This window comes from Allokutzneria oryzae (assembly GCF_042429765.1).
GTDB classification, from domain to species: Bacteria; Actinomycetota; Actinomycetes; order Mycobacteriales; family Pseudonocardiaceae; genus Allokutzneria; species Allokutzneria oryzae.
The window spans coordinates 87,718-109,541 of the sequence record NZ_JBHLZU010000021.1 but is presented as its reverse complement, the minus strand read 5'-3'; the positions used below and the strand labels follow the sequence as shown (position 1 = coordinate 109,541).

The following is a 21,824-nucleotide window of genomic DNA, read 5'->3' as shown; positions in this document are numbered from 1 at the left end:
CAACACCCTGGGTCTTGAGCTGGAGCTCACCGAGGGCATGCGCTTCGACAAGGGCTACCTGGCGCCGCACTTCGTGACCGACACCGAGCGGCTGGAGGCGGTTCTCGACGACCCGTACCTGCTGTTCGTTGCCTCGAAGATCACCGTCATCAAGGACCTGCTCCCTGTGCTGGAGAAGGTCATGCAGACCGGCAGGCCGCTGCTGGTGGTCGCGGAGGACGTCGAGAGCGAGCCGCTGGCGACGCTCATCGTCAACAAGCTCAAGGGCACCTTCAGGTCCGTCGCCGTCAAGGCGCCCGGCTTCGGTGACCGGCGTGAGGCGATGCTGCAGGACATGGCCGTGCTCACCGGCGGCCAGGTCGTCTCGGAGAAGGTGGGGCTGCGGCTGGACAACGTCGACGTCTCGCTGCTGGGGTCCGCCCGCAAGGTCGTGGTCACCAAGGACGAGACCACCGTCGTCGACGGCGGCGGCGATCCCGCCCAGATCGCCGGTCGGGTCGCCCAGATCCGCGCGGAGATCGACAAGTCCGACTCGGACTACGACCGCGAGAAGCTGCAGGAGCGCCTGGCCAAGCTGGCCGGTGGCGTCGCCGTCATCAAGGCGGGCGCGGCCACCGAGGTCGAGCTCAAGGAGCGCAAGCACCGCATCGAGGACGCGGTCCGCAACGCCAAGGCCGCCGTCGAGGAGGGCATCGTCGCGGGCGGCGGCGTCGCGCTCGTCCAGGCCGGGGCGGTGCTGACCGAGGGGCTGGGCCTGGACGGCGACGAGGCCACCGGCGCCGCCATCGTCAAGGTCGCGCTGGAGGCCCCGCTGAAGCAGATCGCGATCAACACCGGCCTCGAACCCGGGGTCGTCGCGGAGAAGGTGCGCGGCCTGCCCGCCGGCCACGGCCTCGACGCCGCGACCGGGCGCTACGTCGACCTGGTCGCCGCCGGGATCATCGACCCGGCCAAGGTCACCCGCTCGGCGTTGCGCAACGCGGCGTCCATCGCCGGTCTGTTCCTGACCACCGAGGCGGTCGTGGCCGACAAGCCCGAGCAGAACGCGCCCGCCGAGCCGGCTGGCCCGGACTTCTGAGCCTCCGGCGGGCCGTGGCACCCCGCCACGGCCCGCCGCTGGCCACGTCACCACAGCCACCGCGCAGCGACTGTCCTATATGGACTCTCGCCCGCGGCCCGGCGGAGCAGGTCCTGGTGACGTGCGGGACATCGCTCAGGTCCTCTGCGACTTGGACGACTGGGCCGTGTCCACCCGGAAGCGACACCATCTCACCGCCCGCCCACTCGTCACCCCGGAGCCCACCGCCCGCCTCCTCCGTTCGCGTTTTGTAGGCATAATGCGAAAAGAGAGCGCTCTTTCGCGCAACATGCCTACAGAACGCGAGAAGCCCGGCCGCGCCAGCCAACCGGCGCGCGCACTGCCAGTCCGGGCGCGCAGCGGTAGCGGGGCGGGTGCGCGGCGGTAGCGGGGCGGGTGCGCGGCGGTACCGGGGTGGCCAGCCCGCGTGTGCGCCCCAGGGCAGCGCCTAGCCGTTGCTGTACTCGGTGGTGTGCCGAGGTTCTTCTGAGACAACGGCGTTGTGGCCGGAGAGTGTGCGCACCAGGTCCGAGGTGAAGCCCCTGCGGTAGGGGAAGCGCCGGGTCGTGAAGTGCGGTGCCGTGTCGAACCGCAGGTGCAGTCGCGTGCAGGTCTGCCGCTGGTCCACGGCGATGTGCGTCACGGTGACCTCGCGCAGCCTCTCCAGCTCGGCGATGTGCTTGCCGGTCTTGGTGGTCAGCTCCACGCAGTGCCTGGTGATGCGCAGCGTCCGCACCAGTGAACCGTTGCGCCACTGGACCAACGCCGCGCCGGTGCCGATCACGGCGAGCAGGACGAGCGGTGTGAGCACCACGACCGGGCCGCCGGAGAAGCTCGGTTGGGTGCCGTGGGCCGCCCCGGCGGCCAACACCGCGAGAGCGGTGCCCGCCGCGATCACCAGCACTGCGCCGACCAGCGCGAGCAGGACCTCACCCAGTCGCCACTCGGGGTCCGGGGTGTGCAGCTCCCAGCCGTCCATCCGGCCAGTATCGGTTGCCGCACAGGCGAATCCAGCCGCCGATGCGGTGATCAGCCCGGTACGGGAAGTGGCTGCTGGGGCAGTTCATCCAGAATGAGTACCGTGTGGCTGGACACCACGTCAGGCATGGTCTGGAACCGGTTCAGCACCAGGTCTCTGAGGCTCGACGCGTCCTGGGCGCGGACCAGCAGCACCAGGTCGTGCTCACCGGAGACCAGCGCGCCGTGCCACACCTCCGGGATCTCCATGATCCGCTGGCGGACCGCTTTCCACGAGTGCTGGCTGACCTTGAGGTGCACGTAGGCGGCGACCCCGAAGCCGTAGCGCTCCGGGTCCACGGTCGCGCTGTAGCCGGTGATCACCCCGTCCCGCTGCAACCGCTCCACGCGCGAGTACGCGCTGCCCCGGGAGATGTGCAGCTTCTCGGCGAGGGAGCGCATGGAGATCCGCGCGTCGGCCCGCAGCTCCGCGACGATCCGCCGGTCGGTGTCGTCGAGTCTGCCTACTGGTGTGCGCTTTGCGGACAACTCGCTGGTCATATGGCCGATGCTAACCGTTGCTGTCGGCCATTTGTCCAGAGAAACAGGCTGGATCTGGAAGAACGGTCCCCGCAAATTTCACCATGGGCGGGACAGCGCAGTCGGCCAGGTCACACTCGGGAGGACCAATGGCACCCACCGGCCTTTCCGCTCGGGAGCGTTCGCTGCTCCCCACCGACGTCCCGCTGTCGTTGCTGAGCAAGCGCGGTGAACCGGTCGCCGACCCCGCGCTGGCGATGCCCGCCGACGAGGTGCTGCTGGAGCTGCACCGGCGCATCGTGATCGGCCGCCGCTTCGACACCCAGGCCACCGCGCTGACCCGGCAGGGGCGGCTCGCGGTCTACCCGTCCTCGCGGGGGCAGGAGGCGTGCCAGGTCGGCTCGGTGCTCGCGCTGCGCGAGCAGGACTGGCTGTTCCCGACCTACCGGGACTCCGTCGCGCTGGTGACCAGGGGAGTCGATCCGGTGGAGACGCTCACGCTGCTCCAGGGCAGCTGGCACCTCGGCTACGACCCGTACGTGCACCGGGTCGGCCCGCAGTGCACACCGCTGGCCACCAACACGCTGCACGCCGTCGGAGTGGCGCACGCCGCGCGGCTCAAGGGCGAGGACACCGTCGCGGTGGTGCTGCTCGGTGACGGCGCGACCAGTGAGGGCGACACCCACGAGGCGTTGAACTTCGCGGCCGTGTGGAAGGCGCCGGTGGTCTTCCTGGTGCAGAACAACGGCTACGCGATCAGCGTCCCGATGAGCAAGCAGAACGTCGCGCCTTCCTTGGCGCACAAGGGAGTCGGCTACGGCGTTCCCTCGTACCTGATCGATGGCAACGACCCTGCCGCCGTCTACGCCACCGTCCGCGAGGCCGTCGGCGTCGCCGCCGCGGGCGGTGGGCCGTCGCTGATCGAGGCGCTCACCTACCGGATCGAGGCGCACACCAACGCCGACGACGCCACGCGCTACCGGGAGTCCGACGAGGTCGCCGCGTGGCTGGACCGCGACCCGCTGGACCGCATCGAGCGCTACCTGGGCTCGCGCGGCCTGCTCGACGAAGCCCGCCGCACCGAGATCCTGGCCGAGGCCGAGGACTTCGCCGCCCTCGTGCGCGAGGGCATGAACGCCGAGCCGGAGCTGGACCCCGCCGACCTGTTCGCCCACGTCTACGCCCAGCCGACCGCCGCACTGCGCGAGCAGGCCGCCCTTCTCGCCGAGGAGCTGTCGTCATGACAACCGCCGTGCGTGGCACCGAACTGTCGATGTCGGGGGCGCTGAACCGGGCGCTCGCCGACGCGCTGGAAGCCGATGAGCGGGTGCTGGTCTTCGGTGAGGACGTCGGTCAGCTCGGTGGTGTCTTCCGGGTGACCGACGGCCTGGCCGCGCGCTTCGGCGAGCAGCGGGTCTTCGACACCCCGCTCGCCGAGTCCGGCATCGTCGGCACCGCGATCGGCATGGCCATGAACGGCATGCGGCCCGTGGTGGAGATGCAGTTCGACGCGTTCGCGTACCCCGCGTTCGAACAGATCACCAGCCACCTCGCGAAGCTGCGCAACCGCACGCGCGGCAGGGTCGAGCTGCCCGTGGTCATCCGGGTGCCCTACGGCGGCGGCATCGGCGGCGTCGAGCACCACTGCGACTCCTCCGAGGCGTACTACACGCACACGCCCGGGCTTCGCGTCGTCACCCCCGGCACGCCCGGCGACGCCTACCAGCTGCTGCGCGACGCGATCGACTCGCCGGACCCGGTGATCTTCCTGGAGCCCAAGCGCCGCTACTGGTCCAAGGGCCCCGTCGCGCTCGACCGCTCCGGCCCAGCGTTCGACCGCGCCCTGGTGCGGCGGCAGGGCGAGGACGTCACGCTGATCGCCTACGGCCCCATGGTCGCCACCGCGCTGGAGACGGCGGAGGCCGCGACCGAGGAGGGCTGGGACGTCGAGGTGATCGACCTGCGCAGCCTCTCGCCGTTCGACGACGCGACGGTCACCGAGTCGGTGCGCCGCACCGGGCGTGCCGTGGTCGTGCACGAGGCGTCCGGATTCTCCGGGTACGGCGCCGAGGTGGTCGCGCGGGTCACCGAGCGGTGCTTCCACCACCTGCACGCGCCGATCCTGCGCGTCACCGGCTTCGACATCCCGTACCCGCCGCCCAAGCTGGAGGAGCACCACCTGCCCGGCGTTGACCGGATCCTGGACGCGATCGGCCGGTTGCAGTGGGACGACGAGGTGGTGGGCTTCGGTGGCTGACTTCCTGCTTCCCGACCTCGGCGAGGGCCTGACCGAGGCGGAGATCATCAGCTGGCTGGTCGAGGTCGGCGACACCATCGCGGTCGACCAGCCCGTGGTGGAGGTGGAGACCGCCAAGGCCATGGTCGAGGTGCCCTCGCCCTTCGCCGGTGTGGTCACCGCCCGGCACGGCGAGCCCGGCGAGACGCTGGCCGTGGGCTCGGTCCTGCTCAGCGTCGGTGAGGACGCCAACCTCACCGCGCGGGGCTTCTCCGAGCCCGGTGTCGTCGTGCCCGCGCCCGCCGGGCCGGTGGACGAGGGCAGCGGCAACGTGCTGATCGGCTACGGGACCTCCGCGGCGCCGAGGCGCAGGCGCCGGTCTCGGGCCAGGCAGCCGCAGCCCGCCGCCGCGCCGGTGGCCGGTGCCAAGCCCGCCGTGATCTCCCCGTTGGTCCGGCGGCTCGCCCGCGACAACGGCGTGGACCTGGCGAGCGTGCGCGGCAGCGGCCCAGGTGGAGTGGTGCGCCGGTGCGACGTGGAGCAGGCCGTGGCAGCGGCCACGAAGCCCGTGGAGGTCGCAGGCGAGCGCCGGATCCCGTTGAAGGGTCTGCGCAAGGCGGTCGCCGACAAGCTGGCCACCTCGCGCAGGGAGATCCCCGAGGCCACGGTGTGGGTCGATGTCGACGCCACCGAGCTGATGGCCGCGCGCGCCGAGCTGAACGCGCGCAGGCCGGACCGCCCGATCAGCCTGCTGGCGCTGGTCGCCCGGTTCACCGTGCTGGGGCTGCGGCGCTTCCCCGAGCTGAACTCGCGCGTGGACGGCGACGAGATCGTGGTCATCGACGACGTGAACCTCGGCTTCGCCGCGCAGACCGAGCGCGGGCTGGTGGTGCCCGTCGTCCGGGACGCGCACCGGCTCACCACCGGTGAGCTGGCCGCGGCGATCTCCGCGCGCACCGCGGCGGCCAGGGACGGCGGGCTCGGTCCTGCCGAGCTGACCGGCGGCACCTTCACGCTGAACAACTACGGCGTGTTCGGCGTCGACGGCTCCGCCGCGATCATCAACCACCCGGAGGCGGCGATCCTGGGGATGGGCCGGATCATCGACCGGCCGTGGGCGGTGGACGGACAACTTGCGATTCGCAAGATCACCGAACTGACGCTGGCCTTCGACCACCGGGTCTGCGACGGCGGCACGGCAGGCGGATTCCTGAGATTCGTCGCCGACTGCGTGGAGTCTCCGGTCAGCGCGCTCGCCGACCTCTAGCATTGAGCGGCATGGACGATCTCGCCTGCCTGAGCCCGCCGGAGCGGGTGACCCGGTGGGCCCAGTTGCTGGAACAGGTCGACTCGCGGATCCGGGAGCGGGCGGAGGGCCGCGTGGACTGGGTGCGGCTGAAGATCAACCTGATCCGCAAGGGCCGCGCCATGGAGGTGTACTCGGCGGCGGACGCGGCGGTGCGGACCGCGACCTTCGTCGCCGAGCTGCACCGCCAGGGCATCGCCCGCGAGGTGGCCGAGGTGCTGCCCTCCGCCGACGAGCTGGTGCGGGCCTGCCTCGCCGAGATCCGGATCCCGCCGGAGAAGGCGCTCACCAGGGGAGTGTTCGAGGACCTCGACGTGAACGCGATCCGCCGCACCAGACAGGCGAAGATCCTGGTCGACGCCGCGGAGAAGCACGCGGCCCGCCTCGTGGACCCCAGGGTGGCGGCGGAGCTGCGCCGCTGGACCGCGCTGAAGCCGTACCTGGTCTGAGTCCGCGCCCGCAACGGGTGACGCCCGCTCCGTCCACACCGGACATTCCGGAGTCCTGGGAACTTTCCTGACAACCCGTCGGTGCGCGCATGCGTACCCTGGCGCCGTGACCGACGTGCAGCCCTCGCCGCCAGCCGAGGACGACAAGCCCGAGACGCCAGGAAAGCCGAAGAAGAAGACGTCGTTCTGGCGTGAGCTTCCGATCCTGGTCATCACCGCCCTGGTACTGGCGTTCGTGATCCAGACCTTCATCGCGCGGGTGTACGTCATCCCGTCCCAGTCGATGGAGACCACGCTGCACGGTTGCACCGGCTGCACCAACGACCGGGTGCTCGTGGACAAGGTGCTCTACAACTTCACCGTCCCCGGGCCGGGCGAGGTCGTCGTCTTCCGCGGCCCGGACTCCTGGACGAGCAACGACGTCCCCGCCGACGACTCCGGCTGGGGCTGGTTGCGGGGCCTCGGCTCGCTGATCGGGCTGCCCGCCGCCGACGAGCGCGACTTCGTCAAACGGGTGATCGCCGGGCCCGGCCAGACGGTCGAGTGCTGCACCCCGGACAACAAGGTGAAGGTGGACGGCAAGCCGCTGAACGAGCCCTACGTGCACTACCAGGAGGGCTTCGGCGACAAGCAGCAGGAGTTCGGCCCGGTCACGGTGCCGCAGGGCCACATCTGGGTGATGGGCGACAACCGCAACAACTCCCGCGACTCGCGTGACCCGAGGCAGGGCGCGGTGCCCATCGACCACGTCATCGGCAAGGCCAGGGCGATCGTGCTCCCGCCGAGCCGCTGGCAGGGCATCGACGACCCCGATCCGCAGGCGGTGGCGCTCGGCGCGCCCCAGTGGCAGGCCGCGATCCCGCTGGGCCTCGGCCTGGCTGCCGCCTGGCCGGTGCTGTGGGTGCTGCGGCGCACCAGCCGGGGACTTCGGGACCGCATGCTCTCCGGCGACTGACCCCCGCGTCCCCGCTGAGCCGCTCGCTGGAGTGGGCCAGCGACCGGGTGCAGGACGTGAAGCCGAGATCGCGGTAGAGCGCTGCCGCCGGGGCCTTGGGGTGGTTCCGCGCGGGTAGACCATGGCGCGGGTCGCTCCCGCCGAGCGCAGGGCGCGCAGCGCGGCCAGGCACACCGCGCGGCCCAGACCCTGGCCGCAGAAGACCGGGTTCGAGCTCGCCGACCCCGTTCTCCTCGTCCAGCCGGTCAACGAGGCGAGGCACGGCCACGCGCCGGTGAGCTGGGGATAGCTCTCCTCGGTCACCCTGGACGGCGCCCACACCACCCGGTGCTCATCGACCCGCCGAGACAGGTCGGCCGGGAAGGTGATCGGGCGCGGTGACCCCCTCGCGCAATGACTGTCTCAAGTAGACGGTCCATATAGGACTGCTGATGTGGGTCTCATCGCGGGAGAACCCCTGGCACCCCTCACCCGGCAACCACCACGCGCGCCCCACATTTCGCGTTTTGTAGCCTTAACGCGAAATGAGAGCGCTCTTTTGCGCAATAAGCCTACAAAACGCGAAAAGCCCAACCGTGTCAGCCAGTCCACGCGCGCACACGGCGGCGTAGGGGCGTGGCGCGGAGGTCGCCAGGGCCGTACCGCCTACCTCGCGAAGTGCGCGCCGAGCGCCTGGCCCGCGGCCGACAGCGTGCGCTCCACGAGGTCTGTCGCGGTGCCCGGACGCCACTGCTGTGCCCATTCGGCGGCGTAGCCGAGGTAGTCGCCGTACTGCTCCGGCGACCAGGGGCCGTCCAGGCTCCAGTCCGAGCCGCGCAGCGCGTTCACCGCGATCGCGACGTTCTGGTCCAGGATGAGCGGGCCGGTCGTGCCGTCGAACGCGGCGAAGTACAGGACCCTGGTGAACATCGCCCCGCCGAGCCGCGCGAGGGCGTGGCTGCCTTTCCTGGTCAGCATCGTGAACCCGGCGACGGGGCCGTCCTCGCGCGTCCCGCGCACGGCCGCGGCGAGGTGGGCGCCGACCACGCCGGGGTTGTGGTCGAAGACGAGCCCGAGCTTCACCGCTCCGCGCTGCTTCGGGCCCGTGGCCCAGACCGTGGCGGCGACGAGCGCGTGCACCGCGCCGAGGTCGTCGTCCGCGCGCCGGGCGATCTCGAAGACCGTGTGGCGGTCCACGGCCTCGGCGTCCAGCTCCGGCGGCCAGCAGGCGGGATCGGGCAGCTGCGGCAGCCAGTGCTGCTTGCTGAAACCGACCTTCTGGCGCAGCAGGTAGGCGCTGTCCCGGGCGGGCGGGGTGCCGCGGAAGACCTTGTCGAAGTGCAGGGCGCTCACCGGCGCACGGTACCGAGTTCGCGCGGCAGGTCCCGTTCCGCCCACTCCGCCATCGTGTCGAGCACCTTCTTCAGCCGTGCTCCGGCCTCGGTGAGCTCGTACTCCACCCTCGGCGGCACCTCGGGGTAGGCGGTCCGCGTCACCAGGCCCGTCTCCTCCAGCCGCCGCAGCCGGGCGGACAGGGTCTTCGGGCTGATCCCCGGCAGGCCCGCGCGCAGCTCGGTGAAGCGCTTCGGACCGGGCAGCAGGTCGCGGACGATCAGCGTTGCCCACGGTCCTTCGAGCACCACCAGGAACCGGGCGATCGGGCACTCCGGAAGATCGTGACCCGGCTCACTCACGCGGACTCCATTAGTTCATTTGAGGAAACTGATTCCTGATCGGAACTATAGCGGCATGACCTACCTCGTTCACGGAGCCACCGGCGCCCAGGGCGCCCCCGTCGTCCGCGCCCTTGAGGCCAGGGGCCTCGCCGTGCGCGGCCTGAGCCGCGCCGGGGGCGACCTCGACGACCGTGCCGCGCTCGCCGCCGCCTACGAGGGCGTGACCGGCGCCTTCATCCACTTCCCGATCACCCCGGACCCGGCGGCACCCGCCCGCTGGGCCGCCAACCTCGCCGCCGTCGCCCGCCCGGCGAGGGCCGTGATCTCCACCAGCGGCGGTGTTCCCGGCGATCCCGGGTCGCCGTTCGGTCCGGACCGGCTGGCCGCGGTCGCGGACCTCGCCGAAGGCCTGCGCGCCGCCGGTGTCGTGGTGACCGTGCTCGCGCCGAGGCTGTTCCTGGAGAACCTGCTGCTGCCGCCCGTGCAGGAGACCCTTGTCGGTGAAGGGGTTCTGACCTATCCGGTTGCCGATGGCCACGCCGTCGGCTGGAGCAGCCACCTCGATGTCGCCGAGGTCGCGGTGGCCGCGCTCACCCACGCCGACCCACCGTCCTTTGTGGACGTCGGAGCGGTTCCCGCGTTGACCGGTCCTGACCTCGCCGCCGAGTTCGGCGCGCACCACAACCGCGAGATCACCTACCGCGCCATGACGCCCACCGACTTCGGGGCCGTGCTCACCCCGGTGCTCGGCGCGGGCGCGGCGGCCGGGATTCAAGGGCTCTACCAAGCACTCCAGGGCCGGCCGGACTCGTTGGCGAGCACGGGGGACACCGACTCGGAGAAGCTGCTCGGTGTCCGCACGCGGCCCGTAAAGGGCTGGTTGGCGGTGGTGGAGAGCCAGTCGGTCCGGTAGGCAGGACTGGTGAGGGATCCTGAGGAATCCGAGCAGCGCAGGCTGGCGCGCAACCTCAACGAGCTGTTGCAGGAGCTGCGCGTCGCCCAGGGCGGCGTGCAGATCCTGTTCGGGTTCCTGCTGGCCATCGCCTTCAGCGACCGCTACGAGCACATCGACGGCCACGTCCGCGTGCTGCACCTGATCACGGTGGTGCTGACCGCCGCGGCGGTCGCGTTGCTGACGGCTCCGGCGTCGTGGCACCGCCTGCTGTTCCGGCGGGGCATGCGCAAGGAGATCATCGACATCGCCAACACCTTCGCCATCGCGGGCCTGGTCTGCCTGGCGCTGGCGATGGTCGGCACGGTGCTGCTGCTGGGCGAGGCGGTCGTGGGCGGCTGGATCGCGATCGCCATCGGGGTGCTCGCCCTGGTCGGCTTCGGCATGCTGTGGTTCGTGCTCCCCCTGCTCCGGCGGCGCTGACCGCGTAGGTTGACGACCATGAGCACCGTGTCGCGGGATCTGGACTACGACGGTTCGTGGCCGGTGCCCGGGTTCGTCGGGCTCACGCTGAGGCAGGCGCTGGCCCTGGCGTCGGAGACCGAGATCGATCTTCGTGGTGCCTCCGGCGACCCCGAGGCGCGCGTCGTCCGCCAAGCGCCGCAAGGGATGCACCCCCACCGGCCGACCGTCGTGACCATCTGGGTCGAACGCCCACGGCCTCACCTGGGGTGATGCGCGTTCACCCCGCCTCAACCGCCGCGATCGTGTCGCGGCAGATCTGCATCTCCTCGCGGGTCTTGATCACGAGCACCGGAACAGTCGCGCCAGGGGAGCTGACCGGACCGTCGTCCTCGCGGTTGCCGGACAGTCCGCCGACGATGCCGAGCAGACCGAGGCGGTCGGCGATGGCCTCACGGAGCTCCGGCTGGTCCCACCCGATCTCACCGGTGAACACCAACGCGTCCACGCGGTCCAGGCTCGTTGCCACGGCGGCGAGTGCCCGGCTCGCGCGGTGCGCGAAGACGCGGAGCGCGAGGTCCGCATCCACATCGCCGTCACCCGCGGCTCTGACCAGGTCGCGGGTGTCAGGGGAGTGCCCGAGCCCGAGAAGCCCGGAGCCGGTGTGCAAACCCTCCGCGAGTTCCTTGAGGCTGAGCCTGTTCTCCTCCAACAACCACAGCAGCATCCCCGGATCGACATCGCCGCTGCGCTTGGACATCGGCAAGCCTTCCAGGGGCGTGAAGCCCATCGACGTGTCCACGCTGCGGCCGTCGCGGAAGGCGCACACCGAGCTGCCGCCGCCTAGGTGGGCGAGCAGCACGCTCAGCGACTCGACCGGCTTGCTCACCAGCTCCGAAGCCCTGCCGGCCGCCCAGCTGTAGGAGAGGCCGTGGAAGCCGTAGCGGCGCAGGCCGAAGCGCTCCCGCCACCGCTTCGGCAGGGCGTAGGTCGCCGCGACCTCGGGGAGTCCACTGTGGAACGCCGTGTCCGGGCACAGCACGTGCGGAAGGTCCGGCATCCGCGAACGCAGCTTGTCGAGCAGTGCCAGGCTCGCGGGAACATGGAGCGGCGCGAGTGAAGCTGTCTTCCGCACCGTGGAGATCACCTCGTCGGTGGCCAGCGTCGGAGAGGTCACTTCCGGGCCGCCGTGCACGATCCGATGTCCCACGGCACGGAGGTCGAGCCTGTGGGACAACAGCTCTTCCAGCTCGCGGACCGCGTCTTCTGACCCAGGGGGCTGTTCGACGTGCATGAAGTCGATCACGCGCTCGGAGTGCGCGTCGATCACGTGCGCCTGGAGGCTGGACGAGCCGGGGTTGATGGTGAGCACGGCGCTCATGCCGACCACTCCCAGTCGGTGATCTCCTCGGAGTCCTTGCCCTCGCGGTAGGCGTAGTCCCTGAGCTCGTCGCGTTTCCCGATGAGCTCCTGGACGATCCCTCCGCCCCGCGAGGACCAGCCGGGCGTGCGCCGCACCGCGTCAGCCGCGAGGTCGTAACGGCTCATCCTGTTGCTGACGAGCAGGTCGAAAGGCGTTGTCGTAGTCCCCTCCTCCAAGTATCCGTGCACGTGGAACCGACTCGGCTCCGGCCGTCCGTGCAGTACCTCGTGCACCGCGGAGGGGTAGCCGTGAAAGGCGAAGACCACAGGGACGTCGGTACCGAAGCATTCGGCGAACTCCTCCGAGTCCATGCCGTGCGGATGTCCGTCCGGAGTGGACAGTGTGAGCAGGTCGACCACGTTGACCACGCGTACGCGGAGTCCGGGCGCGTGCCGACGCAGCAACCACGCCGCCGCCACCGTTTCCACCGTGGGGATGCCTCCGGCGCAGGCGAGCACCACGTCAGCGTCGGAGTCGGTCTCGGTGCCCGCCCACTCCCACGTTCCCACGCCCGCGCGACAGTGCCGCTGCGCCTCGGCCAGGTCCAGCCACTGGGGTCCGGGGTTCTTCCCCGCGACCACGAGGTTGATCCGGTCGGTCGAAGCCAGGCAGTGCCGCATCGTCACCAGCAACGAGTTCGCGTCCGGCGGCAGGTAGATCCGGCTCACCGAGGACTTCTTCGTCAGCAGGTTGTTGAGGAAACCCGGGCCCTGGTGGCTGTAGCCGTTGTGCTCCTGCCGCCAGCCCTCACTGGACAACAGGTAGTTCAGGCTCGCGACCGGCTCGCGCCACGGCACCTCACCTGCCATCTTGAGGAACTTGGCGTACTGGTTGACCATGCCGTCCACAATGGACGCGAATGCCTCGTAGCACGGGAACAGCCCGTGCCGCCCGGTGAGCAGGTAGCCCTGCAACCAGCCCTGGCACAGGTGTTCCGACAGCACTTCGAGAACGCGGCCGTCACGGGACATGTGCTCGGAGTACTCCGTGAGCGGCCACGAGAACGCGCGGCCGGTCGCCTCAAGGATCGCGTCGAGCTTGTTGGACTCCAGTTCGTCGGGACACATGACGCGGAAGTCCCGCCGTTGTTCGGTCGCACGCATCAGCTCCGCGAGCCATTCACCGGTGGTTCCCGTCGCGCTCGCCGTGGCGCGACCGGGTTCCGGGACCTCCACGGCGAACTTCTCCAGCTCCGGCAACGGCAGGTCCTGTCGCAGCTGTCCGCCGTTGGCCTGTGGCACCCGTCCGAGTCGGAGCTCCTCGGCCGGCAGGACTTCGCGGAGGTCATCGTGCGGACGGCCGTCCTCGTGGAACAGCTCCTCGGGCCGGTACGACCGCAACCAGGCTTCGAGTTCGGTGAGCTGGTCGGCGTCCAGGGGAACCTGGTGCGCGTGGAAGGTGCCTCCGCCGTACTCGGTGGGAAGGCCCCAGCCCTTGGGGCTGCGCAACAGGACCATCGGCCAGATCGGCCTGCCTTCGCCCTCACCGCAACGCCAGCGCCGCTGGATCGCGGAGATCTCGCTGTGCGCCAGGTCGAATGTCTCCGCGAGCAGGGCGTCTGGATCGGCGGTGTCCGCCACGTCGACCACGTACGGCGACCAGCCCGCGCCGTGGAAGTAGGCGACCAGCTCCTCGTCGGACATGGACGCGTAGACGGTGGGTGAGGAGATCTTGGCTCCGTTGAGGTGAAGCACCGGGAGCACTGCGCCGCAGGTGACGGGGTCGAGGAACTTGTTCGCATGCCACGACCCCGCCGTCGGGCCGGTCTCCGCCTCCCCGTCCCCGACGATGCAGGCGACCAGGAGGTCCGGATCGTCAAAGGCCGCGCCGAAGGCGGTGGCGAGGGCATAGCCCAGCTCGCCACCTTCGTGGATCACCCCGGGAACCTCGGGGGAGAGGTGGCTCGGAAAGCCGCCCGGCCAGGAGAAGCCCCGGATGAGGTCCGTGAGGCTCATCGTGGGGTCGAGCTCGGTGTGCGTGCCCTCAAGCCACAGGTTGGCGTGGATCGCGGGAGCGCCGTGGCCCGGCCCCGTCACCAGCAAAGTTCGCTGGCGTCTCCGCCGCACAAGGCCGTTGAGTCCACTGTAGACGAAGTTGATGCCCGGGCAGGTCCCCCAGTGGCCGAGCGGTCTCGGCTTGAGGTGTTCCTCGCGCAGCTGTTCGCGCAGTAAGACGTTGTCCCGCAAGTAGATCATGGCCGCGGAGAGGTAGTCGCACGCCCTGCGATAACGCCGCGTCGTCTCGGTGTTGGGAGTCGGCACACACCTTGGTTACCCGCCGAGAGTCAGGTCACTCGGTGTGTTTTCCCCGCGGCACCACGGGTACCGCCTTACATGACGACGACTCCGAGAGTGAGGAGCGATCATGAGCGTGATCGAGGAACAGGTCGAGGTCCACGCGCCGGTGCGCACCGTCTACGACCAGTGGACGCAGTTCGAGTCCTTCCCGCAGTTCATGGAGGGTGTCGAACGCGTCGAGCAGCGCTCGAACACCCTGACCCACTGGCACGCCTCGATCGCCGGTGTCGACCGCGAGTTCGACGCGGAGATCCTGCACCAGGTGCCGGACGAGCGAGTGTCGTGGAGTGTGCTCTCCGGGCCGAAACACCGTGGCACGGTGTCCTTCGCGCCGGAGGACGCCACGCACACCAAGGTCTCGCTGCGCATCGAGTACGAACCTGAAGGCGTGGTGGAGAACGTCGGTGACAAGCTCGGGATCGTGCGCGGCCGGGTCAAGGGCGACCTCGGTCGTTTCAAGGAGTTCATCGAGCGGCGCGGCACGGAGACGGGTGCTTGGCGGGGTGAGGTCAAGCCAGGGGACTCACGGCTGTGACCGAGGTCCGCGGGCGCGCGGAGGTTCCCGTCCCGGTCGGCATCGTCCAGTCGCACTGGCACCGCGTGGACTCCTACCCGGAGTTCATGCGGGGCGTGCGAGGGGTGTACCGGGACGGGGGCGAGCTGACCCGCTGGGACGTGGAGCTGCCCAACGGCGAACACCGCGAGCTCACAGTGCGGGTGATCCCGCGCGAACGCGGGATCTCGATGTCCGTTGTGGACGGACCTCGGTACGAGGTGGTGCTGCTGTGGCGTCCGCTGCCGAACGGCAGGACCCGGATCACGTGGCGGGTCTGGGCGGAACCTGACAGTGAGCTCGGCACTCCGAAGGACCTGGCCCTGAGGTTCCAAGGCGACTTGGAACGATTCGCCGACCGCATGGTCTCGCTCAGGGGACTGCGCATCGACCACGGCGAAGCCTGGTTGAAGGACCCTTGCGGCGGACGCCAACCGGTCGCGCTGTGAGGACGACCGCCACCGGCGGTAGCGATGAGGAGAGGCCCGCATCCCCCGATGCGGGCCTCCTCCACGTGCGGAACGGGATCACCGTGTGTGGACGCGGATGGTGGTGAGGTCGGGGTCCGCCGAGTCCGGGATGTACATGCCCGCCGACCGGCCGCTGCGGAGGTAGTCCAGCACTGGCCGCGTGATCACCTCGCCGGGCAGGACCGCGGGCACGCCGGGTGGGTAGGGGCTGATCGTCTCCGCCGCGATGCGGCCGACCGCGTCTTCGGCGCGGATGTGCTCCGCCGGGCCGAAGAAGGCGTCCCTGGGCAGCATCGCCTGGTCGAGCTCCAGCTCGCCAGGGTCGGGCAGCTCGATCCTCGGCGCCCTCGGCAGGTCGCCGGAGTGCTTCACCGCCGCGCCGACCGCCGCCACCAGTCGGTCCACTGTGGACTCATCGTCGGCCACCGTGATCTGGGCCGCGAAGCGGCGGTGGTCCGACAGGCCGACGGCGACGCGCTCGTGCTCGCGCAGCCATTCGTTGACGGCGTATCCGGAGACGCCGAGCTCCGCGACGTCGACCACGATCTTCAGCGGGTCCTGGTCGTCCGCCGCGCCCGGACCGGTGAAGTCCGGCACCCGGGTTCCCGGCAGCTCCGCGAGGCGCTCGCGGGCCGACTTCGCCAGGGAGATCGCCTTGTCCAGCAAGGCGTGCCCGTGTTCGGCCATCTGGCGGCGCCAGCCGTCCAGGCCCGCGAAGACCAGCGCCGAGGGGCTGGTGGTGTCGAGCAGGTCGGCCCTGGCTTCGAGGACCCGGTGGTCCACGCGTGCGCCTTGGAGGTGGTAGACCGAGCCCTGCTCCAGGCCCGCGCCCATCTTGTGCACGCTCGTCACGCAGAGGTCAGCGCCCGCGTCCATGGCCCACGAGGGCAGATCGGGATGGAACGGCAGGTGCGCGCCCCATGCCTCGTCCACGATGAGGGGGCGGTCGTGGGAGTGGCAGATGTCCGCCGTCCGGCTGATCGCCGCGCAGGCTCCGTAGTCCGTCGGCGTGATCAGCAACATGCCGCGCGCGTCCGGTTCGCCCGCGAAGGCGGCGTCCACCGACTCCGGTGACGGCGGGTGGGCGAGCTCCCAGCCGGGGTCCCAGCGCGGGTGCACCCACACCGGGCGGACGCCGCTGATGATCAGCCCGGCCACCACCGACTTGTGGGCGTTGCGGGACACCAGAAGCTTCTCGCCGGGACCCGCCACGGTGATGATGCACGTCTTGACCGACAACGAGCTGCCGCAGGTGGAGAAGTAGGCCCTTTCCGCGTCTACGGCGTCGGCCATCAGCTCCTCGGCGCGGCTCAGGACTCCGTGGGTCATCGCCCTGTCGTCGAGGCCGTTCATCAGGATCACGTCGGAGGCGAAGACGTCGGCGCCCATCACGTCCAGTACGCGGGGGTCGACGCCCCTGCCCTGCTTGTGCCCCGGTGGCAGGAACGAGAGGTGGTCGCTTTCCCGGTAGGCGCGCAGCGCGTCGAGTACCGGTGTCTCAGAGTGATCCATGTCGTTGCTCCGTTCGGAACCGCGCGGTCACCAGGCCCAGCAGGACCATCACCGAGCCGATCCCGAAGTGCAGCCAGTCGTCCGCGCTGTTGAAGGGCACGACGTTCGCCGTGCTCGCCTTGTCGATCACCAGGCCGTAGAGCCACAGCGCGAGGTAGGCGGTGCCACCGCCCAGCAGGTACAGCCGTGCCGCCGCCGGGTCGCGGCCGAACGTGAGACCGCCGACGCCGAAGAGCAGATGCACGATGTTGTGCAGCACGGACACCGCGAACACGCCGAAAAGCAACGCGCCGGAGTGGTGGCCCGCGATCCTCAGTAACTCGTAGTCGGTCGTCGCTCCCGGGATGAAGCCGAGGATGCCCAGTGCCAGGAAGACGGCACCGGTCCATGCCGCGACGATTTGAACGGGAACGAGTCGCGCCATGGGGTTCGGCTACCCTGGCACGGCCGGTGCAAACGCGGCACGAGGTTGACGGGGGCGGTCGATGGGCACTCCCCGGGTATGAGCGACGTGATGATGCCGAGCCAGGTCACGAAGAAGCCCTCCGTCTTCGACCGGTTCGCCACACACGCGAACGAGTTCGTCTCGCGGGCGTGGTTCTTCGCGATGTGCGTTGTGCTCGTGGTGGTGTGGGCGCCGTCGTACTTCCTCTTCGACACCGCAGACACCTGGCAGCTCGTGATCAACACCGTCACCACGATCGTCACGTTCCTCCTCGTTGCGTTGTTGCAGAACACCCAGACACGGTCCGACGAAGCCGTGCAGCACAAGCTGAACGCGCTCGCCGAAGGGCTCTCTGAGCTGATGCGCCGGCTCGGTGAGGACCACGGAGAGCTGAGGCAGGCAGAGAAGGAGCTGCGCGATGCCGTCGGGCTCGAACGTCGCGAGAGCTCCTAGTGGCGCTTCGTCGAGTTGGGTGAACTTGCTTCTGTTGCGCGGTATTCGCGCCATTGGCCATGGCGTGCGTCTTGAACAGGTTGAGCGCATTCGGAGGGCCGGAGCGTTTCGCGGCCGAGATGTTTGACTTGTTGCGGAGTAAAGGCCACAGCGGTCACGAGGTCTGAAGACTGCTGTGCCCACTACCTGACCGGCGCTCTGGAAAGCGCCGTCCAAGGAGCGGGTGCCCGATCCGGTCTTGTCGTGTCTTGTGGTGCGCGGGCCCACACCACAGGCCGGGAACTCGACTTCCGATCTTGCAGACGATCGTCGTCGAAGGCGGCTGTATCACCGAGGTCCGACTGCACTCCCCAGACGCCACGGCGTCGTCAAACCAGCCGCCTTCGTTGGTTCATCTTCACGAGCCCGTCGACCTCTTTGCGTACACTGGTGAGAATCGAGGATCTCGAACCGCTCGGCGGTGAATGGCAGGGCCGTGGCCTCACGAGGCGTGGTAAGTGCGGTGCCACGGGGAGTCAGGCCGAACTTCCACGCTGTCGTAGCGGCCGCTCGCCCTACGGCTGACCACATCGTGTCACTGCGCTGACCGTCGCGGCCTCACTGGTCGTGACAGCCGGCATCTCTCGCGTCACTGACAAGATCGCCTGGGTGGTGCTCATGTCGTGGTGGATGTCGCGTCGCCAGGCGCTCTCCGTCCTCTGTTGGGCGGCGGCGGTGTCGTCGTTGCGATCGACGGTCGCGGTCGCTGATCCCGCCGTGCCGCTACGACGAGGATCTGCGGTTGTCGGTCCCCCCGTGGGCGGCCGCCTGCCGGCGGACTGGGAAGGGCCGACGCGGGGCACGATGATGGCCTGGCCCGCGTTGGCCTCGCTGTGGGGGGAGACCCTGCCCCGGGTCCGCGAGGACATCACACTGTTGGCGCGGACCATCGCCGAGTACGAGCCGGTGACGTTGCTGGTCCGCCCGTGCCAGGTGAGGGCGGCCCGGCGGTCGGTGGGCCGTGCGGTGCGGATCCTGCCGATTCCCGTCGACGACATCTGGGCTGGCGACACCGTGCCGATGGTCGTCGAACACCCCCTTGGCCCGTACGGGGTCGATGGCCATTTCAACGGCTGGGGTGAAAAGCAGCAGCCGCATGCCAACGACACGCACCTGGCCCGCATCCTGTTGCACCGCGCGGGCATTCGGCGTGTCAGCGCGCCTCTGGTCATGGAGGGCGGCTGCGTCGACTCCAACGGTCAGGGCACGTTGATGGCCACCGAGAGTTCGTTGACCAGTCGCAACCCCCGGCTGTGCCGGGATGAGATCGAGCGGGCACTGCGCGGGCTGTTCGGGGCGCACAAGGTGATCTGGCTACGGGGCGTTCGGGGACAGGAGACCACCGACTGCCACATCGATATGGTGGCCCGATTCCTCGCCCCCCGTGTCGTGGCGTTGTCTCGGCCCGCACCGGGCAAGTCGGCGGTCTGGTGGCCGGTGTACCGGCAGGCCCGCAGTGCACTTCGGGTGGCCGCGGATGCTCGCGGCCAGCACCTGGACGTCATCGAGATTCCCGAGGCCGACCCTCTCGTGAACACCATCGGCGGACCCGAGGTGACCACCAGCTACCTCACCTACTACCCCACCACAACCGCCGTGTTCGTCCACACCTTCGGCGATCCCCGCGCCGACGACCGCGCACTCGGCGTTCTGCGTGACCACCACCCCAACCGGGATGTCGTGCCCCTGCGCCTGGACGCCATCGCCGCAGGAGGCGGCGGGCTGCACTGCACCACCCAGCACGCGCCCTAGGTCATGTCCTGCACGCGGTGACACCACCTCACCACCCCCTGACGCCCTCACCCCTGTGCCCCTCTTTTCGCGTTTTGTAGGCTTAATGCGATTTGGGAGCGCTCTTTTGCGCAAGAAGGTGACAAAACGCGAGAACACCGACCACGTCAGCCAGCCCGCGCGCACTAGGCGACACCTCTTCCCGCTCGTATCAGCTGTCGGCGGAGCGCAGTGGCGCCAGTGCCGAGGAGAGCCTGCCGAGTTCGTCGAGCATCGCGACGGCCGACTCGGCCAGGGCGGGATCGGCGCGCACCGTGCCGTCCTCGGCGAGGTGCTGCCGGAGGAACACCGTGACCGCCTCGGTCGCCGGGGTCATCTTCAGCGTCGTCACCACCTGCTTGATCATCTGGACCGCGCGCAGGCCACCCGAGGTCATGCCGTAGCTGACGAAGCCGACGGGCTTGTAGCGCCACTCCTGGTAGAGGTAGTCGATCGCGTTCTTCAACGGCGCGGTGAAGCCGAAGTTGTACTCGGGCATGACGAACACGAACGCGTCCGCGGCGGCGTTGAGCGCGCTCCAGTCCTTGGTGTGCTGGTGCGTGTAGCGCCCGCTCGCCGGGTGTTCGGGCTCGTCGAGGAACGGCAGCCCGATCTCGGCGAGGTCGGCCAGCACGACCTCGAAGCCGCCGTGCTGCTCCGCGATCGGGACGAACCAGTCGGCGACGGTCCGGCCCGACCGGCCAGGACGGTTGCTCGCGACGATCACGTTCAGCTTCGGCATGGCAAACCCCTTGTTCGGCAAAGGTAGTTGATGTGTCACACACGCTAGGTCGCCGGTGGATGACATGTCAACTACCCAGGTGCTGCAGGGGTGCTGGCGGGGTGATGTGTCACCTACCCTTGGGGGCGAAGACAGTGGGGCGCTCCCCGCGTAGCATCGGGGAATGGAATCCCCTCGCTGGCTGACGGCGGACGAGTCCCGGGCCTGGTACGGGTACCGGCGGATGCGGGCACTGCTGGACCTGCACAACGCGCGCGCCCTCGCGGCGAGCTCCGGCCTGTCCGAGGCCGACTACGACGTCCTGTCCACCCTGTCCGAAGCCGGGAACCGGTTGCGGCTCAACGAGCTCGCCGACCACCTGCTGTGGTCGCGCAGTCGGCTGTCCCACCAGCTGACCCGGATGCGCGGGCGCGGGCTGATCGTTCGCGAGGACTGCGAGACCGACGGTCGCGGCGCCTTCGTCGCGCTCAGCGAGGAGGGGGTCCGCGTGATCGTCGAGGCGGCGCCCGCGCACGTCGCCTTCGTCCGACGCTCCTTCATCGACCTCCTCACGCCCGAGCAGCTCGCCGTGCTGGCCGAGGTGACCGAGGCCGTGGTCGAGAACCTGGGCGAGGACTGAACCGCCGCTGTTGAGGTGATGAGGCGTGGCAAGGTGCCCCTGCCGGATCTCATGGCGTGGGTTGAGAGCGCTCGCCTTTCACGCCCTGGGCGCACAACGCGGTTCGAGGTGCCGCCCAGCCCGTGTCCGATAAGGAGCGACGCCACCTCGCGCGCCGCTCACTGCGGCATCCAGGGGCCGCCCCGCGTGCCCGTCGTTTCGCGTTTTGTAGCCTTGATGCGAAATGGGAGCGCTCTTTCGCGCAAGAAGGTGACAAAACGCGAAACCCTGGCCGCGCCGGCCCATGGGCGCGCGCCCCAGCGCGGAACGGCGTCGGGTCAGTCCGCGGACGTGCGGGGCGCCGCTGAGCTCGCGGACGTGTGGGGTGCCGCCAGTCGGCGGGCTGGGCGAGGTGCTGCCCAGTCCGCGGACGTGTGGGGCGCTGCCCAGTCCGCGGACGTGTGGGCGCCGGTCAGCCCGCGAGCAGGTGGCGGGGGAGGTAGCGGTACTGGCTGAGCGGCACGGAGACGCGTTTTCCGTTGGCTTCCAAGGGCTTCTGGGAGGAGCCGAGACGGGATTCGAGCACGGTCATCGTCGCCAGGTGCACCGCTGTCCGGTCCCACACCGCGCACGGCCAGCGGACCGGGCGGCGCAGCACCGAGGTCCGGCAGCTCGGGCACACGTAGCCGCGGCTGGGGTGCTCCACGGGTTGGTGGACGTCGAGCATCGAGTGCCACCAGGTCAGTCCGAAGCGCAGCCTCTCGCGTAATCCGGCCACATCCGGGGTGGCTGGGGCGGAAGGGGATTCCAGGGTGCGCAGCGTCGAGTAGACCGCCGCGACCAACGTGTCCAGGTAAGGAGCCGTCGGAGCGGAACCGGTGCGATCGGACGAGATCGTCATAGTGCCTCCCTCTGCGGCGGAGTCTCCCGACTCGGGTCCTCCGTCACCACGGGAAGGATGTCGGAGAAAGGCCTCAAATGTGTCGCGGCTC

General features: G+C 69.8%; 25 protein-coding genes. 15 read left to right on the top strand and 10 right to left on the bottom strand.

Annotated features, from left to right (window positions below):
- On the top strand, positions 1 to 1,078 hold a 1,078-nt coding region (groEL, locus tag ACFFQA_RS26865), incomplete at its 5' end, for a chaperonin GroEL (RefSeq protein ID WP_377857978.1).
- Positions 1,079 to 1,526: 448 nt separating this feature from the next.
- Here the strand turns inward: groEL and ACFFQA_RS26860 are convergent.
- Positions 1,527 to 2,057 carry a hypothetical protein gene (locus ACFFQA_RS26860; protein WP_377857975.1) on the bottom strand — a complete coding sequence of 177 codons (531 nt, stop codon included), beginning with the start codon at positions 2,055 to 2,057 and terminating at the stop codon, positions 1,527 to 1,529.
- A 50-nt stretch (positions 2,058 to 2,107) separates the two neighbouring features.
- On the bottom strand, positions 2,108 to 2,596 hold the full coding sequence (locus ACFFQA_RS26855; RefSeq protein ID WP_377857973.1) for an Lrp/AsnC family transcriptional regulator: 489 nt from the start codon (positions 2,594 to 2,596) through the stop codon (positions 2,108 to 2,110).
- Between the two features lie 128 nt (positions 2,597 to 2,724).
- Here ACFFQA_RS26855 and pdhA point away from each other — a divergent pair, with 128 nt between their 5' ends.
- The 6 genes from pdhA to ACFFQA_RS26825 all read left to right on the top strand — a co-directional run bounded on the left by pdhA (position 2,725) and on the right by ACFFQA_RS26825 (position 7,810).
- On the top strand, positions 2,725 to 3,819 hold the full coding sequence (pdhA, locus tag ACFFQA_RS26850) for a pyruvate dehydrogenase (acetyl-transferring) E1 component subunit alpha (RefSeq protein WP_377857970.1): 1,095 nt from the start codon (positions 2,725 to 2,727) through the stop codon (positions 3,817 to 3,819).
- A complete protein-coding gene (locus ACFFQA_RS26845; protein ID WP_377857967.1) occupies positions 3,816 to 4,832 on the top strand; it encodes an alpha-ketoacid dehydrogenase subunit beta in 1,017 nt (338 codons plus the stop codon). Before pdhA ends, ACFFQA_RS26845 begins: the two co-directional genes overlap by 4 nt.
- The gene (locus tag ACFFQA_RS26840; RefSeq protein WP_377857965.1) at positions 4,825 to 6,078 is read left to right on the top strand and encodes a dihydrolipoamide acetyltransferase family protein; all 1,254 of its coding nucleotides are present in this window, start codon (positions 4,825 to 4,827) and stop codon (positions 6,076 to 6,078) included. Before ACFFQA_RS26845 ends, ACFFQA_RS26840 begins: the two co-directional genes overlap by 8 nt.
- An 11-nt stretch (positions 6,079 to 6,089) precedes the next feature.
- A complete protein-coding gene (locus tag ACFFQA_RS26835) occupies positions 6,090 to 6,566 on the top strand; it encodes a hypothetical protein (RefSeq protein WP_377857963.1) in 477 nt (158 codons plus the stop codon).
- A 106-nt stretch (positions 6,567 to 6,672) separates the two neighbouring features.
- A complete protein-coding gene (gene lepB, locus ACFFQA_RS26830) occupies positions 6,673 to 7,521 on the top strand; it encodes a signal peptidase I (protein WP_377857960.1) in 849 nt (282 codons plus the stop codon).
- Between the two features lie 121 nt (positions 7,522 to 7,642).
- Positions 7,643 to 7,810: a hypothetical protein gene (locus ACFFQA_RS26825; protein ID WP_377857957.1), complete on the top strand. Its 168-nt coding sequence runs from the start codon at positions 7,643 to 7,645 to the stop codon at positions 7,808 to 7,810.
- Positions 7,811 to 8,166: 356 nt separating this feature from the next.
- On the opposite strand, the gene ACFFQA_RS26820 is transcribed toward ACFFQA_RS26825, so the two are convergent.
- Positions 8,167 to 8,853: an 8-oxoguanine DNA glycosylase OGG fold protein gene (locus tag ACFFQA_RS26820; RefSeq protein WP_377857954.1), complete on the bottom strand. Its 687-nt coding sequence runs from the start codon at positions 8,851 to 8,853 to the stop codon at positions 8,167 to 8,169.
- Complete coding sequence (locus ACFFQA_RS26815; protein ID WP_377857951.1) at positions 8,850 to 9,194, bottom strand: winged helix-turn-helix transcriptional regulator; 345 nt, start codon at positions 9,192 to 9,194, stop codon at positions 8,850 to 8,852. Before ACFFQA_RS26815 ends, ACFFQA_RS26820 begins: the two co-directional genes overlap by 4 nt.
- A gap of 55 nt (positions 9,195 to 9,249) precedes the next feature.
- Here ACFFQA_RS26815 and ACFFQA_RS26810 point away from each other — a divergent pair, with 55 nt between their 5' ends.
- The 3 genes from ACFFQA_RS26810 to ACFFQA_RS26800 are packed head-to-tail and all read left to right on the top strand — an operon-like array spanning position 9,250 to position 10,803.
- Positions 9,250 to 10,089, top strand: a complete 840-nt coding sequence (locus ACFFQA_RS26810; protein ID WP_377857948.1) for a Rossmann-fold NAD(P)-binding domain-containing protein — start codon at positions 9,250 to 9,252, stop codon at positions 10,087 to 10,089.
- 9 nt (positions 10,090 to 10,098) lie between these two features.
- Positions 10,099 to 10,551, top strand: a complete 453-nt coding sequence (locus ACFFQA_RS26805; protein ID WP_377857946.1) for a DUF6328 family protein — start codon at positions 10,099 to 10,101, stop codon at positions 10,549 to 10,551.
- A gap of 18 nt (positions 10,552 to 10,569) precedes the next feature.
- On the top strand, positions 10,570 to 10,803 hold the full coding sequence (locus tag ACFFQA_RS26800; RefSeq protein ID WP_377857943.1) for a hypothetical protein: 234 nt from the start codon (positions 10,570 to 10,572) through the stop codon (positions 10,801 to 10,803).
- A gap of 7 nt (positions 10,804 to 10,810) precedes the next feature.
- On the opposite strand, the gene ACFFQA_RS26795 is transcribed toward ACFFQA_RS26800, so the two are convergent.
- Positions 10,811 to 11,911 (bottom strand): acetate/propionate family kinase, encoded by a 1,101-nt coding sequence (locus tag ACFFQA_RS26795; RefSeq protein ID WP_377857940.1) that lies wholly within the window; start codon positions 11,909 to 11,911, stop codon positions 10,811 to 10,813.
- Positions 11,908 to 14,214, bottom strand: a complete 2,307-nt coding sequence (locus ACFFQA_RS26790) for a phosphoketolase family protein (protein WP_377857937.1) — start codon at positions 14,212 to 14,214, stop codon at positions 11,908 to 11,910. The genes ACFFQA_RS26795 and ACFFQA_RS26790 overlap by 4 nt, the downstream gene beginning before the upstream one ends.
- A 103-nt stretch (positions 14,215 to 14,317) precedes the next feature.
- Between ACFFQA_RS26790 and ACFFQA_RS26785 the strand changes: the two genes are divergently transcribed.
- Positions 14,318 to 14,785 carry an SRPBCC family protein gene (locus ACFFQA_RS26785; RefSeq protein ID WP_377857934.1) on the top strand — a complete coding sequence of 156 codons (468 nt, stop codon included), beginning with the start codon at positions 14,318 to 14,320 and terminating at the stop codon, positions 14,783 to 14,785.
- Positions 14,782 to 15,252 carry an SRPBCC family protein gene (locus ACFFQA_RS26780; RefSeq protein ID WP_377857931.1) on the top strand — a complete coding sequence of 157 codons (471 nt, stop codon included), beginning with the start codon at positions 14,782 to 14,784 and terminating at the stop codon, positions 15,250 to 15,252. The genes ACFFQA_RS26785 and ACFFQA_RS26780 overlap by 4 nt, the downstream gene beginning before the upstream one ends.
- A gap of 78 nt (positions 15,253 to 15,330) precedes the next feature.
- On the opposite strand, the gene ACFFQA_RS26775 is transcribed toward ACFFQA_RS26780, so the two are convergent.
- Positions 15,331 to 16,785, bottom strand: coding sequence for an aminotransferase class I/II-fold pyridoxal phosphate-dependent enzyme (locus ACFFQA_RS26775; protein WP_377857928.1), 1,455 nt, complete (start codon positions 16,783 to 16,785; stop codon positions 15,331 to 15,333).
- Positions 16,772 to 17,209 carry a DUF4383 domain-containing protein gene (locus ACFFQA_RS26770; protein ID WP_377857925.1) on the bottom strand — a complete coding sequence of 146 codons (438 nt, stop codon included), beginning with the start codon at positions 17,207 to 17,209 and terminating at the stop codon, positions 16,772 to 16,774. The genes ACFFQA_RS26775 and ACFFQA_RS26770 overlap by 14 nt, the downstream gene beginning before the upstream one ends.
- A gap of 78 nt (positions 17,210 to 17,287) precedes the next feature.
- Between ACFFQA_RS26770 and ACFFQA_RS26765 the strand changes: the two genes are divergently transcribed.
- The gene (locus ACFFQA_RS26765; RefSeq protein WP_377857922.1) at positions 17,288 to 17,683 is read left to right on the top strand and encodes a low affinity iron permease family protein; all 396 of its coding nucleotides are present in this window, start codon (positions 17,288 to 17,290) and stop codon (positions 17,681 to 17,683) included.
- Positions 17,684 to 18,478: 795 nt separating this feature from the next.
- Positions 18,479 to 19,474, top strand: a complete 996-nt coding sequence (locus ACFFQA_RS26760) for an agmatine deiminase family protein (protein ID WP_377857919.1) — start codon at positions 18,479 to 18,481, stop codon at positions 19,472 to 19,474.
- Positions 19,475 to 19,664: 190 nt separating this feature from the next.
- Here the strand turns inward: ACFFQA_RS26760 and ACFFQA_RS26755 are convergent, their stop codons facing one another.
- On the bottom strand, positions 19,665 to 20,234 hold the full coding sequence (locus ACFFQA_RS26755) for an NADPH-dependent FMN reductase (protein ID WP_377857916.1): 570 nt from the start codon (positions 20,232 to 20,234) through the stop codon (positions 19,665 to 19,667).
- 163 nt (positions 20,235 to 20,397) lie between these two features.
- On the opposite strand from ACFFQA_RS26755, the gene ACFFQA_RS26750 reads away from it, so the two are divergent.
- Positions 20,398 to 20,853: a MarR family winged helix-turn-helix transcriptional regulator gene (locus ACFFQA_RS26750; protein ID WP_377857913.1), complete on the top strand. Its 456-nt coding sequence runs from the start codon at positions 20,398 to 20,400 to the stop codon at positions 20,851 to 20,853.
- A 451-nt stretch (positions 20,854 to 21,304) separates the two neighbouring features.
- Here ACFFQA_RS26750 and ACFFQA_RS26745 read toward each other — a convergent pair whose 3' ends face one another.
- On the bottom strand, positions 21,305 to 21,733 hold the full coding sequence (locus tag ACFFQA_RS26745; protein WP_377857910.1) for a hypothetical protein: 429 nt from the start codon (positions 21,731 to 21,733) through the stop codon (positions 21,305 to 21,307).
- Positions 21,734 to 21,824 lie beyond the last annotated feature (91 nt).